10 protein-coding genes and 1 tRNA gene are annotated in these 15,350 nt (G+C 67.7%); 9 read left to right on the top strand and 2 right to left on the bottom strand.

Features of this window, described 5'->3' with window-relative positions:
- Nucleotides 1–9: 9 nt before the first annotated feature.
- The gene (locus tag AC1DIP_RS18055; RefSeq protein WP_477734573.1) at nt 10–4,530 is read right to left on the bottom strand and encodes an ExeM/NucH family extracellular endonuclease; all 4,521 of its coding nucleotides are present in this window, start codon (nt 4,528–4,530) and stop codon (nt 10–12) included.
- Nucleotides 4,531–4,950: 420 nt separating this feature from the next.
- Nucleotides 4,951–5,038 (bottom strand) — tRNA-Ser (locus tag AC1DIP_RS18050).
- Between the two features lie 108 nt (nt 5,039–5,146).
- Between AC1DIP_RS18050 and AC1DIP_RS18045 the strand changes: the two genes are divergently transcribed.
- From AC1DIP_RS18045 to AC1DIP_RS18005, 9 genes are all read left to right on the top strand, one after another.
- A complete protein-coding gene (locus tag AC1DIP_RS18045; protein WP_477734572.1) occupies nt 5,147–6,130 on the top strand; it encodes an NAD(P)H-quinone oxidoreductase in 984 nt (327 codons plus the stop codon).
- Between the two features lie 116 nt (nt 6,131–6,246).
- Nucleotides 6,247–6,852, top strand: a complete 606-nt coding sequence (locus tag AC1DIP_RS18040; RefSeq protein WP_477734571.1) for a PadR family transcriptional regulator — start codon at nt 6,247–6,249, stop codon at nt 6,850–6,852.
- Complete coding sequence (locus AC1DIP_RS18035) at nt 6,849–7,586, top strand: ABC transporter ATP-binding protein (protein ID WP_477734570.1); 738 nt, start codon at nt 6,849–6,851, stop codon at nt 7,584–7,586. The genes AC1DIP_RS18040 and AC1DIP_RS18035 overlap by 4 nt, the downstream gene beginning before the upstream one ends.
- Nucleotides 7,586–10,441 carry an FtsX-like permease family protein gene (locus AC1DIP_RS18030; protein ID WP_477734569.1) on the top strand — a complete coding sequence of 952 codons (2,856 nt, stop codon included), beginning with the start codon at nt 7,586–7,588 and terminating at the stop codon, nt 10,439–10,441. The genes AC1DIP_RS18035 and AC1DIP_RS18030 overlap by 1 nt, the downstream gene beginning before the upstream one ends.
- A gap of 145 nt (nt 10,442–10,586) precedes the next feature.
- Nucleotides 10,587–12,884, top strand: a complete 2,298-nt coding sequence (locus AC1DIP_RS18025) for a carbon starvation CstA family protein (protein WP_477734568.1) — start codon at nt 10,587–10,589, stop codon at nt 12,882–12,884.
- The gene (locus AC1DIP_RS18020; protein WP_477734567.1) at nt 12,884–13,087 is read left to right on the top strand and encodes a YbdD/YjiX family protein; all 204 of its coding nucleotides are present in this window, start codon (nt 12,884–12,886) and stop codon (nt 13,085–13,087) included. Before AC1DIP_RS18025 ends, AC1DIP_RS18020 begins: the two co-directional genes overlap by 1 nt.
- Nucleotides 13,088–13,165: 78 nt before the next feature.
- A complete protein-coding gene (locus AC1DIP_RS18015) occupies nt 13,166–13,801 on the top strand; it encodes a bacterial proteasome activator family protein (RefSeq protein WP_477734566.1) in 636 nt (211 codons plus the stop codon).
- A gap of 7 nt (nt 13,802–13,808) precedes the next feature.
- Complete coding sequence (locus AC1DIP_RS18010; protein WP_477734565.1) at nt 13,809–14,252, top strand: hypothetical protein; 444 nt, start codon at nt 13,809–13,811, stop codon at nt 14,250–14,252.
- Between the two features lie 115 nt (nt 14,253–14,367).
- Nucleotides 14,368–15,213 carry an aldo/keto reductase gene (locus tag AC1DIP_RS18005; protein ID WP_477734564.1) on the top strand — a complete coding sequence of 282 codons (846 nt, stop codon included), beginning with the start codon at nt 14,368–14,370 and terminating at the stop codon, nt 15,211–15,213.
- Nucleotides 15,214–15,350 lie beyond the last annotated feature (137 nt).

Genomic DNA, 15,350 nt, shown 5'->3' with positions numbered 1-15,350 from the left:
TCCGGGGTTTTAGCCCCGCAGGCAGGCCCGGTACGCTGCCATGGCCTGGCCGTAGTTCGCCTGGCCCCTGACGTCAGCGGGACGGCTGGGCTTGACCGGCGGAACACAGGCCGGCTGTGCCGGCGTATCGGCTCCCACCAGGACGGCCACCTTCACCACGGTGCCGGACTCGACGGCGGTGAGCACCAGTGTTGCCGCGCCCTCGGCCGCACCGGCCGGGACGGCCAGGTCCACAGAGGCCGTCCCGGCGGCCACCGGTACGGTGCCCAGTGTGGTGACCGTGCCGGCGGCGTCGGTGAACGAAGCTGCCATGGCCGTGTTCACCGGGCTGCCCAGGGAGGTCAGGTCAAGTTTGGAGACCGTCAAAGTGATGGACTCTCCCGGCTTGACTCCGTCGGCGGTGGTGTTGGCGACTGCCACGGAGCGGCGGGCAAAGTCGGGCGACACCGGACTGCTCTTCTGCAGGTACCCAATCCACGCGTCCCGGTCCACCAGCCCGGAATCCCGGGTATTGGTGCCCTCGGTGAAGACCCGGAAGTTGTCCCCGCCGGTGGCCAGGAAGCTGAACGTGCCCACCCGGTAGGACTTGGCCGGGTCCAGCAGTTCACCGTTGACCCGCACCGCGGTGATCCGGTCGCCCGCGGCACGGGCGGCGTCGTAGGTGTAGTTCACGTTCTTGGACAGGCCCAGCTGCAGGTAGGCACGGCTGGGAACAGTGCCGTCCGGGTTGGTCTGCCACTGCTGCTCCAGCAGGGTCTTGACCTGCGCCCCCGTCAGGGACGTGGTCCACAGGTTGTTCACGAACGGCAGCACCGCATTCGCCTCGGCGTAGGTGATGGTGCCGTCCGGGGCGTAGTACAGCTCGTTGCGCAGGCCGCCAGCGTTGACGACGCCGATCTCCGCACCGCCGAGGTCGGCGGACTTCAGCGAATCAAGAAGGGAATCGGCCACCAGGTTGCCAAGGGTGGATTCGCTGCCGCGGTCATCCCGCTTGGCGCCGCCGGTGGCATCCGTGGTGAACGCAGTGGTGATGTCCTTGGTTACCGAACCGACGGGCTGGTTCCCCACCTCGGCGGCGTCCGCCAGGGCTTTCTTGACGATGGCGTCGACGGCGGCCACGCGCGGGTAGGCGGCCACCAGGCCGGCGGCGGCGTCAGTGGTGCGCTTGACGTTCCCGGCCTTGTAAGCGGTCACCTGCCTGGTGGTGGTGTCCACGGTCAGCTGGATCTGGCCCACGTTCTCACCGTAGTTGCCGGTCTGCACGATGGGCCGGGTCTTGCCTGCCACGCCGGGAACGGGTGCGTCCCAGGCGTATTCCTTGTGGGTGTGGCCGGTGAAGATGGCATCGACGTCGGCGGACGTCTCGGTGACCAACCTGGCGAAAGGCCCGCCGGCTGCCACTTCCTGCTCCAGCGTGGCACCTTCCACCACGCCCGAGCCGGAGCCGTCGTGGTCTTCCACGATGATGACGTCGGCGGCCTTGTCCGCGGTGATCTTCGCGGCCACCCGGTTAATGGCGTCCACCGGGTCCCCGAAGTCGAGGTCGGCGATGCCTGCCGGTGTCACCAGGGACGGGACCTCCTGGGTGACGGTGCCGATCACTGCCACCTTGATGCCGTTCAGGTCCAGCACCGTGTATTCCGGAAGTGCGGGTTCAGTGGTGCCCTTCCTGTAGACGTTGGCGCCCAGGTAGGGGAACTTCGCATTGGTGCCGCCGGCGATGACGCGGTCGCGCAGGTCAGCCCAGCCGCCGTCGAACTCGTGGTTGCCCACCGCGGCTGCCTTCAGTTCCAGCGCGTTGAGCACGTCGATGGTCGGCTGGTCCTTGGCAACGGCCGAGGCGAACAGCGAGGCGCCGATGTTGTCACCCGCGGACAGGAATGCCGTGGCCCCCGGGGCGGCTGCGGCGCGCAGCTTCTCGATGGTGCCGGCCACCTGGACGGTGTTGGTATCAATCCTGCCGTGGAAATCGTTGATGTTCAGGAGGTTGAGGTCGACGCTGGCTGGTGCCGCCGGGAGGTCCAGGCCCACCACCACCGGGTCGTGGTCGCTGGCGCGGAACTGGTTGGGGGCGTAGTAGTCGGTGACGTTGTTGTTATAGCGGCTGTATTCCAGCGCCACGGATTCGACGGAGTTGATGTTCCAGATGTCCGCGCCCGTGACCACGCCGTTGGCGGCGGGGGAGGCCAGGATGTGGTCAAGGGAGCCCACCAGGCCGCCAAAGAGGTAGGAGTGCTTCGCGGAGCCATCGGCGTTCTTCGCCTTGTCGTCCTGGTTGACATACCCCGCGCCGGTGAGGACGTTGATGGGGTCTTCCTTGCCGTAGGAGTTGAAGTCGCCGATGAGGAAGACCTTGTCGGTGCCCTTGTCCTGCTGCAGGGAGGTGGCGAAGTCCAGGAGGGACTTTGCCTGCGCGGTGCGGGCGAGGTTGGAGTTGCCCTGGCCCTTGTCGGTATCGTCCGGCGTTGCGGCCGAGCCCTTGGATTTGAAGTGGTTGGCAATGGCGATGAACTTCTTGTCATCGGAGCCGCCCACGGGCTTGAACACCTGCGCCAGCGGTTTACGGGCGTTGGCGAAGGCGACGGTGTCGTTGTGGATGATGGATTCGCCCACCGGTTCTGCGGCGGCCTTCTTGTAGATGAAGGCTGTGCGGATCATGTCCTCGTCGGCCAGCGGGGGTGCGTTCGCGGGGGTGCGGACGTAGTCCCAGGCGCCGGGTGTGGGGATGTTCAGTGCCTCGACCAGCCTGGCCAGGGCGTCGTCGCGGTTCTTGCCGAACTGGGCGGAGTTCTCGATTTCCATGAGGGTCACGACGTCGGCGCCGGTCTTGGTGATGGCGGAGACGATCTTGTCCTGCTGGCGCTTGAAGTTCTCGGCGTTGGCGGCGCCGCGGGCATCGCACCCGCCGCGGACCGTGATCGGGTTGCCGTCCCGGTCCTCGTAGAACGTGCATCCGGAGAGGGTGTCGCCGGTGGTGGGGAAGTAGTTCAGGACGTTGAACGAGGCGATCTTGACGTTGCCGCCCACGGCTGCCGGAGCCTCCGTGCGGGTGGCGCCAAACCCGGCAGGCTGGACCGTGGCCTTGTTGGCCCCGGTCAGGTGGGTCAGTGGCTGGAGCTTCCAGGAGTTGTTGGCGTAGCCCAGCACCACGTTGGTGTTGAAGGTGACCGGGGATCCCACGCGGACGGGGTCCGTGGTGGTCAGGTACGGCAGGACCTCGGCCTTGGTGGCGGCGTCTTTCAGGAAGTTGGTGCTGGACCCGTCGTCGAGCTTGATGCCGCGGGCTGCGTTGTCAGCCACGACGGCGGAGTACTCGGCGGAGCCGTAGGGCGCGACGGCGGTGGGCTGGACCAGCGGAGTGGTGCCGCCGGCGAGGCCGATCTCACCGTACTGGTTCAGGCTGTAGTTGTCGCTCACCGTCAGGGGGCCCTGGGGTGCCAGCAGCATTCCTTCCAGCGCTTCGCGGAACGTTTCCGTGGCGGGGAGGGTGAAGGTGGTGGGTTTGACCTCGGGGGCGGCCTCGGTGAGCTTGGTGAGGCCGTCCGCCGCGGTGACGTTGAGTTGGGTCATGCCGTAGTACTCGGCCACGGCGCCGGTGACCTGCACGTAGTCGCCGGCCTGCACCGACCCGACAGTGGCCGGGGAGTAGACGAAGATGCCGTCGGATGCGGCGTGGTTGGTGGCCGTCAGGTCACCGCCCGTGCCGGGGGTCTGGAGGTAGTACCCGTTGAGGCCGCCGGTGGGGAAGGCTGCGGTGACTTTGCCCTTGGTGGTGACGGTGGCCCCGGCCAGCGGGCTTGCCGTCCCGGTGCCCTGGATCTCAGCGATGGTCCGGGCGACGGGATCCGGCGATGGTGTGGGGTCGGGAGCCGGAGCTGCGCCGCCCGACGCTGTTGGCGTGACGGTGCCAAGGAGTGTGAAGTCTGCGGCGTTGTTGTTGCTGTCCGCCCCGGCGGCCCGGTTGAGGCTCTTCACATCGGTGTTCCCGGCGGGTGCCGCGGCAGCCTGGGTTTCAAAGGTGTTGGACGTGCCGTATCCCAGGAGGTCCGCCACGCCGGCGGTTTCCACTGCAGAACCGGTGGGAAGTGCGACGGCGGTGGGCTGCTTGGCGAGCACGATGGTTCCCGTTGTGCCGCTCGGGTTCAGGGTGGTGGCAAGGTCAGGCGCGGGGAGGTCGGCGCCATTGGTTCCGTTGCTGCTGCCCTGCACCAGGTAGTAGCCCTTGGCCGGGATGGAACCGGACAGCGGCGCCAAGCCGGAGGGTGCACCCGTGCCGGTGGCCGAGCGGTACTGGATGGACCAGCCGTCCAGGGATACGGGGGTGTCGGAGGTGTTGTAGAGCTCCACGAATTTGTTCTTGAAGGCGGCCCCGCTGCTGCCGCCGCTCAGGTAGGCCTCGTTGATCACAACGGGGGAGGTGCCGGCCGCGGCTGAGACCTCCGCGGCCGCCGGGACAGCTGCCAGCGGGGCTGCGATGAGCCCCGCGGACAACGCTGTGCCCAGCGTTAACTTCCATGTATTCAGATGCATCCGCTCTTACTTTCATTGAGGTGTCCCGGGTGGGTGGCCCGGTGGAGTGCGCCAGGGGCAGGATCCGGGCGTGGGTCCGGATCCTGCTCCTGGTCAAGTGGTGTCAGGCATATGACAACAGCACTGAATGAACGCAAAGTGGCTGCAGCGTGCATTCGGCGGGACGTTCCCCAGCGGAGCGGCCCACACTGGCGGCGCCGGGCTTTCCCTGCCCGGGCCGAGGTGCTGTCGACGGGAGTGATGCTGCCGGAACACGGACGTGTGCCGGCAATCACAGACGATACCGGCCGGTAGCTTTCGAATCCGGGTCCGGCAGGGGTTTAATCCAGAGAATTTACGTGCATGCAACACGGCGGGCGGCGGCTGTTTAAACAAAAAACCCCTGGCGGCCGGTGGTGCCGGCTGCCAGGGGTTCCCTTGCGGAAGGTAAGAGATTCGAACTCTTGGTACGGGGTTACCGCACACTGGTTTTCAAGACCAGCTCCTTCGGCCGCTCGGACAACCTTCCTCAGCTAGTAGTGTTTCATAGGCACTTGCCTGCAACAAAACAGGCCCGGGGAAGCCCCCGGTGCACACTGGATGCAGCCAGGATTGAAGTCACGAACGGGAGAGGTCCATGAAAGCCGTCTATATATCTGAACCGGGCGGCCCGGAAGTGCTGGAAGTGCGGGACGTGGATGCCCCGGTTCCCGGCCAGGGCGAAGTGCTGATCGACGTGGTGGCTGCGGGCCTGAACCGGGCCGATGTCCAGCAGCGCCGGGGGTTCTACCCGCCGCCGCCCGGCGCCTCCGAGGTTCCGGGACTGGAAGTGTCAGGCCGGATTGCCGGCTTCGGGCCGGGTGTCAGCAGGCCGTTTTCGCTGGGGGACAAGGTAGTGGCCCTGCTGGCGGGCGGTGGCTACGCGCAGCAGGTGGCAGTACCGGCCGAGCAGGTGCTGCGCGTCCCCGAAAGCGTGGACCTGGTCACCGCCGCGTCGCTGCCGGAAGTGGCGGCAACGGTCTACTCCAACCTCATCATGACGGCGCAGCTGCAGCCGGGCGAGACGGTCCTGATCCACGGGGCCACGGGCGGGATCGGCACCATGGCCATCCAGCTGGCCAAGGCGTTCGGTGCCAGGGTGGCCACCACGGCCGGAAGCGATGAGAAGGTCAGCACCGCCAAAGCCTTCCTCGGTGCGGACATTGCCATCAACTACAAAGAGGAAGACTTTCCGGAGAGCCTTCGGCGGCAGAACGGCGGCAAGGGGGCGGACGTCATCCTTGACGTGGTGGGGGCCAAATACCTCCCGCAGAACGTGGATGCCCTGGCCGACTATGGGCGCCTGGTGGTGATCGGCCTCCAGGGTGGCACCAAGGGCGAGTTGGACCTGGGCCTGCTGTTGAAGAAGCGGGCGGCCGTGGTGGCCACCGCGCTTCGACCCAGGCCAGTGGCGGAAAAGGGCGCCATCATGACCGCCGTCCGCGACGCCGTGTGGCCGCTGGTGGCCGACGGCAGGATCCGCCCGCTGGTTGCCAAGACGTTCCCCCTGGACCAGGTGGCTGCCGCCCACCGCTACTTCGACAGCGGTGACCACGTGGGCAAGGTCCTCCTGGTCCTCTAGGGCATACATACCCGGTATTGCGTGCAGGGGTAATCCGGCTTAGGGTTGGTATACGCGGTATGCACGGGTCTTGGGGGCCTGTGCATACCGGCAATGACTAAGCCCGGGGGAGCACCATGTCGATACGCCACAGCCTCCTCGCCCTGCTGCAGGACCAGCCGCGTTACGGCTACCAGCTGCGGGTCGAGTTCGAGAACCGCACCGGAGCCACGTGGCCCCTGAACATCGGGCAGGTGTACACCACCCTGGACCGGCTGGAACGCGATGCCCTGGTGGCCAAGGAGGGCGACGACGGCGAGGGCCACGTTGTGTACAGCATCACCGCCGCCGGCAAAGCGGAGGTGCAGAGCTGGTTCGCCGCCCCCGTGGAACGGAACAATCCGCCCCGCAATGAGCTCGCCATCAAGCTGGCGCTCGCCGTCACCCTGCCCGGGGTTGATGTGCAGGCCATCATCCAGGCCCAGCGCGTGGCGTCCATCAGGGCACTGCAGGACTACACCAAAGCCCGGCGTGACACGGCCGCGAACCAGCGGGCCACGGATACCGCCTGGCTCCTGGTCCTGGACTCGCTGATCTTCCAGACCGAAGCGGAAGTCCGCTGGCTGGACCTCTGTGAGGCAAGGATGGTCCAGCAGGCGCAGGCCGCAGCCGCGGGGTCAGCCCGGAAAACGTCCAACGGGGTCACGGAAGACGCCCCGCTCAACGCGGACAGCCGCCGGTGAGCGTGCAGGGGCCGCAGCAGGTCCTGGAACTTGCCCAGGTTGGCCGGACCTTTGGGGAAGGCGCGACGGCCGTGGCAGCCCTCCGCGGCGTTGACCTCACCATCTGCGCGGGGGAGTTCGTCGCAGTGATGGGTCCGTCGGGCTCAGGAAAGTCCTCCCTCCTCGCCGTTGCCGGCGGACTGGACCGGCCGACGTCGGGCGCTGTTTTTGTTGAATCCACGCCCCTGGCCGGCCTGGGCCTGAACGAACTGGCCCGGCTGCGCCGCCGGGCCGTTGGCTACGTGTTCCAGGACTTCAACCTGGTCCCCACGCTGACGGCCGCCGAAAACGTGGCGCTGCCCCTGGAACTGGACGGAACATCGGCCCGGAAGGCGCACCGGCAGGCCGCCGACGCGCTCCGGCAGGTGGGCATCCCGGAGCTTGCGGACCGGTTCATGGACCAGATGTCCGGCGGCCAGCAGCAGCGGGTCGCCATCGCCCGGGCCATCGTGGGCCAGCGCCGGCTGATCCTCGCCGACGAACCTACCGGTGCGCTGGATTCGACAACGGGCCAGGGGGTCATGGAGGTGCTGCGCGCCAGGGCCGACGCCGGAGCCGCGGTCATGCTCGTCACCCACGAGGCCAGGCACGCCGCCTGGGCGGACCGGGTGGTCTTCCTGCGGGATGGACGCATCATTGACCAGGCGGCAGCCATGCACGACCCCACGATGCTCCTGACGCAGGCCGGACTCTGATGCCGCTTGACCTCGCTCCCGCGCCGCAGGGCCGCCGGAGCGGCCGCCGGGTTGCCTTGCGCCTGGCCCGCCGCGATATCGTCCGCCATAAGGGGCGCTCGCTCCTGGTCATCCTGCTGATCATGCTGCCGGTGGCGGGCATGACCGGCGCCGCCACCCTCTACCAGAGCTCCCAGCGCACGCCCGGGGAGATTGTCCGGTACGAACTGGGCAACACCCAGGCGAGGTTCAGCGTCCTGCCGGTTCCCAGCGCTGACTCCCTGCAGGACCCACTCAATGACGGTGTCGTCGCTTCCAGCTCCGGCCGCTACGACCCGGACTTCCAGCGGACAAACCCTGCCGACGCCATCCCTGCGGGCTACGAGGTCCTTCCGCAGCGGACACTCACGCTGACCGCCGGCGTGGGCGCGGCCCTGGTTTCCTTGCCGGGCCGCGAGGTTGACGCGCTCAATCCGGCCTTTGACGGCAAGTACAGCCTGCTGGCCGGCCGCGCACCGCGCGGCGGGACGGAGGTGCTCGCCTCGCCCGGGCTGACGACGCGGTTCCACCTCGCCTTCGGCCAGGAATTTACGACGTCGGCAGGAACCTTTGTCCCGGTGGGTACCATCCGTGACGCTTCCGCCGCGGACAGCAACAGCATCCTGTACCTTAAGGCCGGCCAGGCGCCCGCGGACCTGGCGCCGGGCCCTTCGACCCGCCAGTCCGTGTCCTATTACCTGGTGGGTCCCGAGCCGGTCACCTGGCAACAGATCAGGGAGGCCAACAGCGAAGGCGTGGGCGTGCTCTCCCGCAGTGTGGTGCTGGACCCGCCGCCCGCCGGCCAGCGCAGGGTTCCCGGCTCCCAGCTGCACGACAACACCCCTGTGCTGGTGACCGTCTATGCCACTTTCGGCCTGGTCGGTGCGCTCGCACTGCTCGAAGTAGGCCTGCTGGCCGGTGCCGCTTTCGCCGTCGGTGCCAAGCGCCAGGTACGTGAGCTGGCACTGCTGGCCTCCTCCGGAGCGGACACTGCCACCGTCGGAGCCGTCGTCACTGCCGGTGGACTGTGGCTTGGCAGCCTGGCCGTGGCCGCCGGCGCTGCGGTGGGGCTGGGGGCCGCTGCCGTCGTCGTCCACGTGGTCCGTTCCACCGGCTCCGCCCGGCTGGCCGGCCTGCACCCGGACCTCCTCCTGACGGCCGTGGCCATGGCCATGGGATTGGGCGCCTGCCTGCTGGCCGCATTGGTCCCGGCGCGGCAGGTGTCACGGCAGGCCGTGCTGGGTGCCCTCAAATCCGGGCGGGCGCCAGCGCCCACGGGGCGCCGCGCCACGGTGGCCGGCGTCGTCGCGCTGGCACTTGCCTCAGGGCTGCTGGTGGGCGGCTGGCTACTCAGCAATTCCACGAACGATCCCGACCAGCGGGCGGAGCAACTGCCCGTGGTGGCCACCATGCTGATCGCCGGGGCGGTGGCCGCAGTTGCGGGCCTGGTAATGCTGACCGGATGGCTGATCGTCCGGCTGACGTCCCGGACGCGCTGGCTGTCCCTCTCCCTCCGGATGGCGGCGCGTGATTCGGCAAGGAACCGTGGCCGGAGCGTCCCCGCCGTGGCGGCCGTACTCGCCGCCGCCACCCTGGCAAGCGCTGCCCTGGTGCTGTCAGCCAGCCAGCAGGCCGGGCTGCGGGACTCGCATTACTGGGGCGCCCTGGAAAACCAGGCGTACCTGCCGCTCACGGTGGACCAGCCACTCGCCGCCGATGGCAGCATGCGGCCGCCCGTGCACGTTGACGCCGGCGTGCTCTCCGCAGCGGTGGATGGTGCCCTGGGGACGGTTCAATCGACCCGGGTCATCACCGCCCCCGCAAGCCTGCGGAACTGCCCGGAGGGCCCCGCCGATCCTGGCCTGCCGGCGCTGACGGACACCTCGAATTGCCTGTTGTTTTCGCTTGCCAGGCCGCAGGCCAATACGTGCCCGACGACACCCGTAGGACGGGTAGTGGACCCGGGGGACTGGCGGTGCCGCGGGTCCATGGTCAATGAACAGCCCTCCGGCCGGGCCATCCTGGTGGGCGGCGCGGACGACATCCGGGCAGTGTTGGGCCGCGACCCCTCTGCGGAGTCCCTGGCGGTGCTGGAGGCCGGGGGGATGGTGGTGACCAACTCCGTCTTCGTCCGTGACGGATCTGTCCTGCTGCAGGCGCAGGATGTGCGGACCCAAGGGCCGGCGCCGTCAGGGCCGGGCACGGTGCCCTCAGCGGTGAGGAGTACTTTCCTGGCCGCAGCGGTGCTTGAGCCGGTGGTCCCGGTCCCATACTTCGGCGTTGTCTCGCCGGAAACCGCAGCACGCCTGGAGCTCCGCGCTGAACCCGCCGGGCTGCTTATTCAGCTGGCGAAGTATCCGTCGGAGGCCGAGGCGGATGCAGCCTCCGCTGCCATCGCGGCCGTCTACCGGCAACCCGGCATGGCCTTCCGGGCTGAGCCGGGCATTTCCCAGGGCAGCCAGTGGATGACATGGTCCATTGTGGCCGCGGCGGCCCTCATCACGTTCAGCGCAGCGGGCATCACCACCGGCCTCTCCCTGACCGATGCCCGGACGGACCATGCCACCCTTGCCGGGGTGGGAGCCTCACCGCGGCTGCGTAAGGCCCTGGCAGGATCGCAGGCCCTTTTCACCAGTGGCGTGGGCGCCCTGCTGGGAGTGCTGGCAGGGGTGGTACCCGCGCTCCTGCTTGTCCTGTCGACGGACATGCGGACGGCAGTGGACGTTCCCTGGCTGCACTTGCTGGCCCTCGTGATGGCGGTACCGGTGACGGGCGCGGTGCTTGCCTGGACCTTTACCCCTTCCGGCCTGCCCTTGTCCCGGCGCAGCCTGGCCTGACCGGGGGCGTTCGCGCCTCGTTCGTCGCCGCGGCGCCGCCGCTCACCGCACAGCCAGGCGCCGCACCGCCGTCGGCCGCTGAAGCGGCCACCCGCGTTGGTAGGGTGCCCAGTAGGAAAAGTGGGATAACTCTCAAGGAGGAGACATGGCCGGAGTGCCTGACCAACGGAACAGCGGATCCCAGGCGGAGGGCGGACTGGCCACAGACCCAAATCTTCCTCCGCCCGCCGTCGACGAGGCACGGCTCGAAGCCGAGGACCGGAAATGGACCCCGGCGAAGATCGCGCTCTGGGCGGCGATTGCCCTGCTGGGCGGCGTTGCATGGTTCATGCTGGCCATCGTGCGCGGCGAGACCGTCAACGCCATCTGGTTCGTCTTTGCCTCCGTGTGCACCTACCTGATCGGGTACCGCTTCTACTCCAAGGTAATCGAACGCTACATCACCAAGCCTGACGACCGGCGCGCCACCCCGGCCGAGTACAAGGCCGACGGCAAGGACTATGTCCGCACTGACCGGAACGTGCTCTTCGGCCACCACTTCGCCGCCATCGCAGGGGCCGGCCCGCTGGTGGGCCCGGTCATCGCCGCCCAGATGGGCTACCTTCCCGGCACCATCTGGATCATCGTCGGCGTGGTCCTCGCCGGCGCCGTCCAGGACTACCTGGTGATGTTCTTCTCCATGCGCCGCGGCGGCCGCTCCCTGGGCCAGATGGCCCGCGAGGAACTCGGCGTCATCGGCGGCACGGCAGCCCTCGTTGCCACCTTGCTCATCATGGTGATCATCGTGGCCATCCTGGCCCTCGTCGTCGTCAACGCCCTGGGTGAAAGCCCGTGGGGCGTGTTCTCCGTGGGCATGACCATCCCCATCGCGCTCTTCATGGGCGTCTACCTCCGCTACCTGCGGCCCGGCAAGGTCATGGAAGTCTCCATCATCGGCTTCGTCCTGCTGATGGCCGCCATCATCGGCGGCGGCCTGGTGGCGCAGACCGAATGGGGCGCAGCCGTGTTCCACCTGGACAAGGTGACCATCGCCTGGGGCCTGATCATCTACGGCTTCATCGCCGCCATCCTGCCGGTGTGGCTGCTGCTCGCCCCGCGCGACTACCTCTCCACCTTCATGAAGATCGGCGTGATCGTGATGTTGGCGCTGGCCATCATCGTGGTCCGGCCCGAAGTCACCGTTCCCGCGTTCAGCGAATTCGCCAGCCGGGAAAACGGGCCCGTGTTCTCCGGGGCCCTGTTCCCTTTCCTGTTCGTCACCATCGCCTGCGGCGCGCTGTCCGGCTTCCACGCCCTCATCTCGTCCGGCACCACCCCCAAACTGGTGGAGAAGGAACGGCAGACCCGCTACATCGGCTACGGCGGCATGCTGATGGAATCCTTCGTGGCCATCATGGCCCTGGTGGCAGCCATCTCGATTGACCGCGGCTTGTACTTCGCCATGAACGCCCCCGCAGCCCTCACCGGCGGAACCGTGGAAACGGCAGCCACCTGGGTCAACAGCCTGGGCCTGGCCGGCGTGAACATCAGCCCGGACCTGCTGTCCGAGACGGCCCGGAACGTGGGCGAGCAAAGCATCGTGTCCCGGACCGGCGGCGCCCCCACGCTGGCCGTGGGCCTGGCGCACATCATGCACCAGTTCGTCGGCGGCACCGCCCTCATGGGCTTCTGGTACCACTTCGCCATCATGTTCGAGGCGCTCTTCATCCTCACCGCCGTCGACGCCGGCACCCGCGTTGCCCGCTTCATGCTGCAGGACTCCATCGGCAACTTTGTCCCCAAGTTCAAGGAAGCCTCCTGGCGGCCCGGTGCCTGGCTCTGCACCGCCATCATGGTGGCCGCCTGGGGCGCGGTGCTGCTGATGGGCGTCACCGATCCGCTGGGCGGCATCAACACCCTGTTCCCGCTGTTCGGCATCGCCAACCAGCTGCTCGCCGCCATCGCGCTGGCCGTGGTCCTGGCCATCGTCGCCAAGCGCGGAACTTTCAAGTACCTGTGGATCGTGGCCCTGCCGCTGGCCTTCGCCGCCGTGGTGACCATCGCCGCGAGCTACCAGAAGATCTTCTCCTCCACCCCTGCCGTGGGCTACTTCGCCAACAACGCAGCCTTCAGCAAGGCGCTGGCCGACGGCAAGACCTCCTTCGGCACCGCCAAGACGACGGCGGCCATGGAAGCGGTGGTCCGCAACACGATGATCCAGGGCTGGCTGTCCGTGATCTTCGTGGTGCTCAGCATCATCGTGATCGCCACGGCGCTGATCGCCACCGCCAAGGCGTTCCGGGACCGGTCGGCAGGAGCGGCCATCACCGACAACGAGGACCCGGCTGTTCCGTCGCGCGTCTTCGCCCCGGCCGGGCTGGTACCAACAACTGCCGAACGTGAACTGGCTGCCGAATGGGAGAAGGTGCCCGCCGAGGCCCGGCTCGAACGGACCGGTCACTGATGAGCGCCGGTATTGCCATGGTCGCCAACGGGTTCCGCGGGTTTGCCCGCTACCTGGGCGGCGTCATGGGCGCGGATGCCTACGCCAAGTACCTCGAACACCACCGGGCGGCCGGGCACGCAGAAGCACCCCTGACCGAACGCGAGTTCTGGCGGGACCGCACCGACCGCCAGGACAGCAACCCGCAGGGCCGGTGCTGCTGATTGAGCCCGCAGCGGACAAGCGTGCCGCAGGCCTTCACAGGTGGACCGTGGGCGGACGGGCCGTGAGAGTATGAACCCATGAGCGATCCTAATGACACTCAGGCAGCTGAGGACCTTCCGGTAGAGGGTACTCCCGTGGACGACACCGAGGACGCTGTTCAGGTTCCCTCCGGTACGGACGGAAGGCCCAGGGGGAGCAGCTTGCAGGATCTGGTGGACGAGCCTGCCAAGGTGATGCGGATCGGCACCATGATCCGTCAGCTGCTTGAAGAGGTGAAGTCTGCCCCGCTGGACGACGCCGCGCGCGGCAGGCTGGCTGCCATTCATGCCCGCTCCATCAAGGAGTTGGAGGACGGCCTCGCGCCCGAGCTGGTGGCAGAACTGGACAGGATCAACCTGCCGTTCTCCGGTGATGCCACACCATCCGACGCAGAGCTCCGAATTGCCCAGGCCCAGCTGGTGGGCTGGCTGGAGGGCCTGTTCCACGGGATCCAGACAGCCATCGCCGCTCAGAACGCGGCCCGGGAACACGCAGCCGCACAGCTGCAGCTGCGCCAACTGCCACCGGGCACCATGATTGCGCCCGGCGTCGTGATCGGGGAAAACGGCGAGCCCCAGCGAGCCCCGGCCGGCGCCCGGCCGGGGCAGCCCGGACAGACGCCGCGGGCCGGCCAGCACGAGGACCCGGACCACGGCCCGGGCCAGTACCTGTAGGTTCCGCTTGGGCTTTTTCAGCGCCGCCAGGCAGGGGCGCAAGGATGACTCGGAACTGGGCAAGGGGCTGTGGCGCCGTGCGCACGACCGCTTCCACCGGGGACTGGACCGCTTCCACCAGGTACTCGAGGGCGTGGAGGACGACCAGCTGTACGGCGAGCTGGTGGAGATTGCCAACCAGCTCGCTGCGCTGCTGCCGCGCGTCCGGGCAGTCTGCATGGAAGCGCAGCGGCGAGCTCCCAGCGACGGCCTGGACATTCCCGCCGCACTGTCCAATGTCCACAGGTCCCTGTCAAAGGCAGGAAATTCACTGGCAACCACGGCGGAAGCGGCAGCAATGCTGCGGCTCGCCGTGGGGCCGGTGCCGGTGGGCGCCGCGTCCGTCCACCGCCGCGCCGAGGCCGTCTTCCAGCAGGTGGACGACGCCGAGAGGCAGCTTCACGGGGAATAGGCCGGGGGTTGCGCAGGAATATTCCCGATTTGGAAGCCTACTTTCCAGTTAAGCGTCTGGCTGACAGAGCCGGATTTCGCAGCGTTGGGCTCCCGGGTTTTGGCAGGATAAAACCATGACTCTTTCACCTACCTTGACTTTCAACGACGGCAACACGATCCCCCAGCTCGGCTACGGTGTGTGGCAGGTTGAGGACGACGTGGCTGAAAAGGTTGTGCGCCAGGCGTTCGAAGCCGGCTTCCGCCACATTGACACCGCAAAGATCTACGGAAACGAGGCCGGCGTGGGCCGTGCCATCGCCAGCTCCGGACTCTCACCCGAACAGATCTTCATCACCACCAAGCTGTGGAACGCCGACCAGGGCTACGAGTCGACGCTCGCTGCTTTCGAGGAATCCATGGACCGGCTTGGCCTGGAAACGCTGGATCTCTACCTCATCCACTGGATGCAGCCCAAGCAGGACAAGTACGTTGACACCTGGAAAGCCCTGATCGAGCTGCAGAAGCGCGGACGGGTCAAGTCCATCGGCGTCTCGAACTTCACGGTCGAGGGCCTCCAGCGCATTATCGACGAAACCGGCGTGGTTCCGGCCATCCACCAGGTTGAGCTGCACCCTTACTTCAGCCAGCGCGAACTGCGTGAGTTTGGTGCTTCCAAGGGCATCCTGACCCAGGCATGGTCCCCCCTGGGGCAGGGCGGCGAGTTGCTCAAGGACCAGGCCATCGCGTCCATCGCCGCCAAGCACCAGGCAACCCCGGCCCAGGTGGTCATCGCCTGGCACCTCGCGATCGGCAACGTGGTGATCCCCAAGTCCGTGACCGAGTCGCGCATCAAGGAGAACTTCGCAGCTTTGGAGGTCTCCCTGGACGCCGAGGACATTGAAGCCATCAACAACCTGGACAGGACCGCAGGCGGCGAAGGCCGCATCGGAGCCGACCCGGCGGTTTCCGACTTCGCGTAGTCCCTAAGGCAGCGGTTCCCGGCGCCACGTACGGGTGGCCGTCCGCCAACCCAGCGTCAGCCCGTGCTGCCGGCAAACGCCGCGCCGCACGGGCTGACGCCGTTAACCCGGCCAATGCCCGGATGGAGCCATTCGCG

The sequence above is a fragment of the Pseudarthrobacter sp. 05T312 genome (assembly GCF_056396685.1).
The sequence above is the reverse complement of the archived record's forward strand: the minus strand, read 5'-3'. Positions and strand labels throughout refer to the sequence as shown.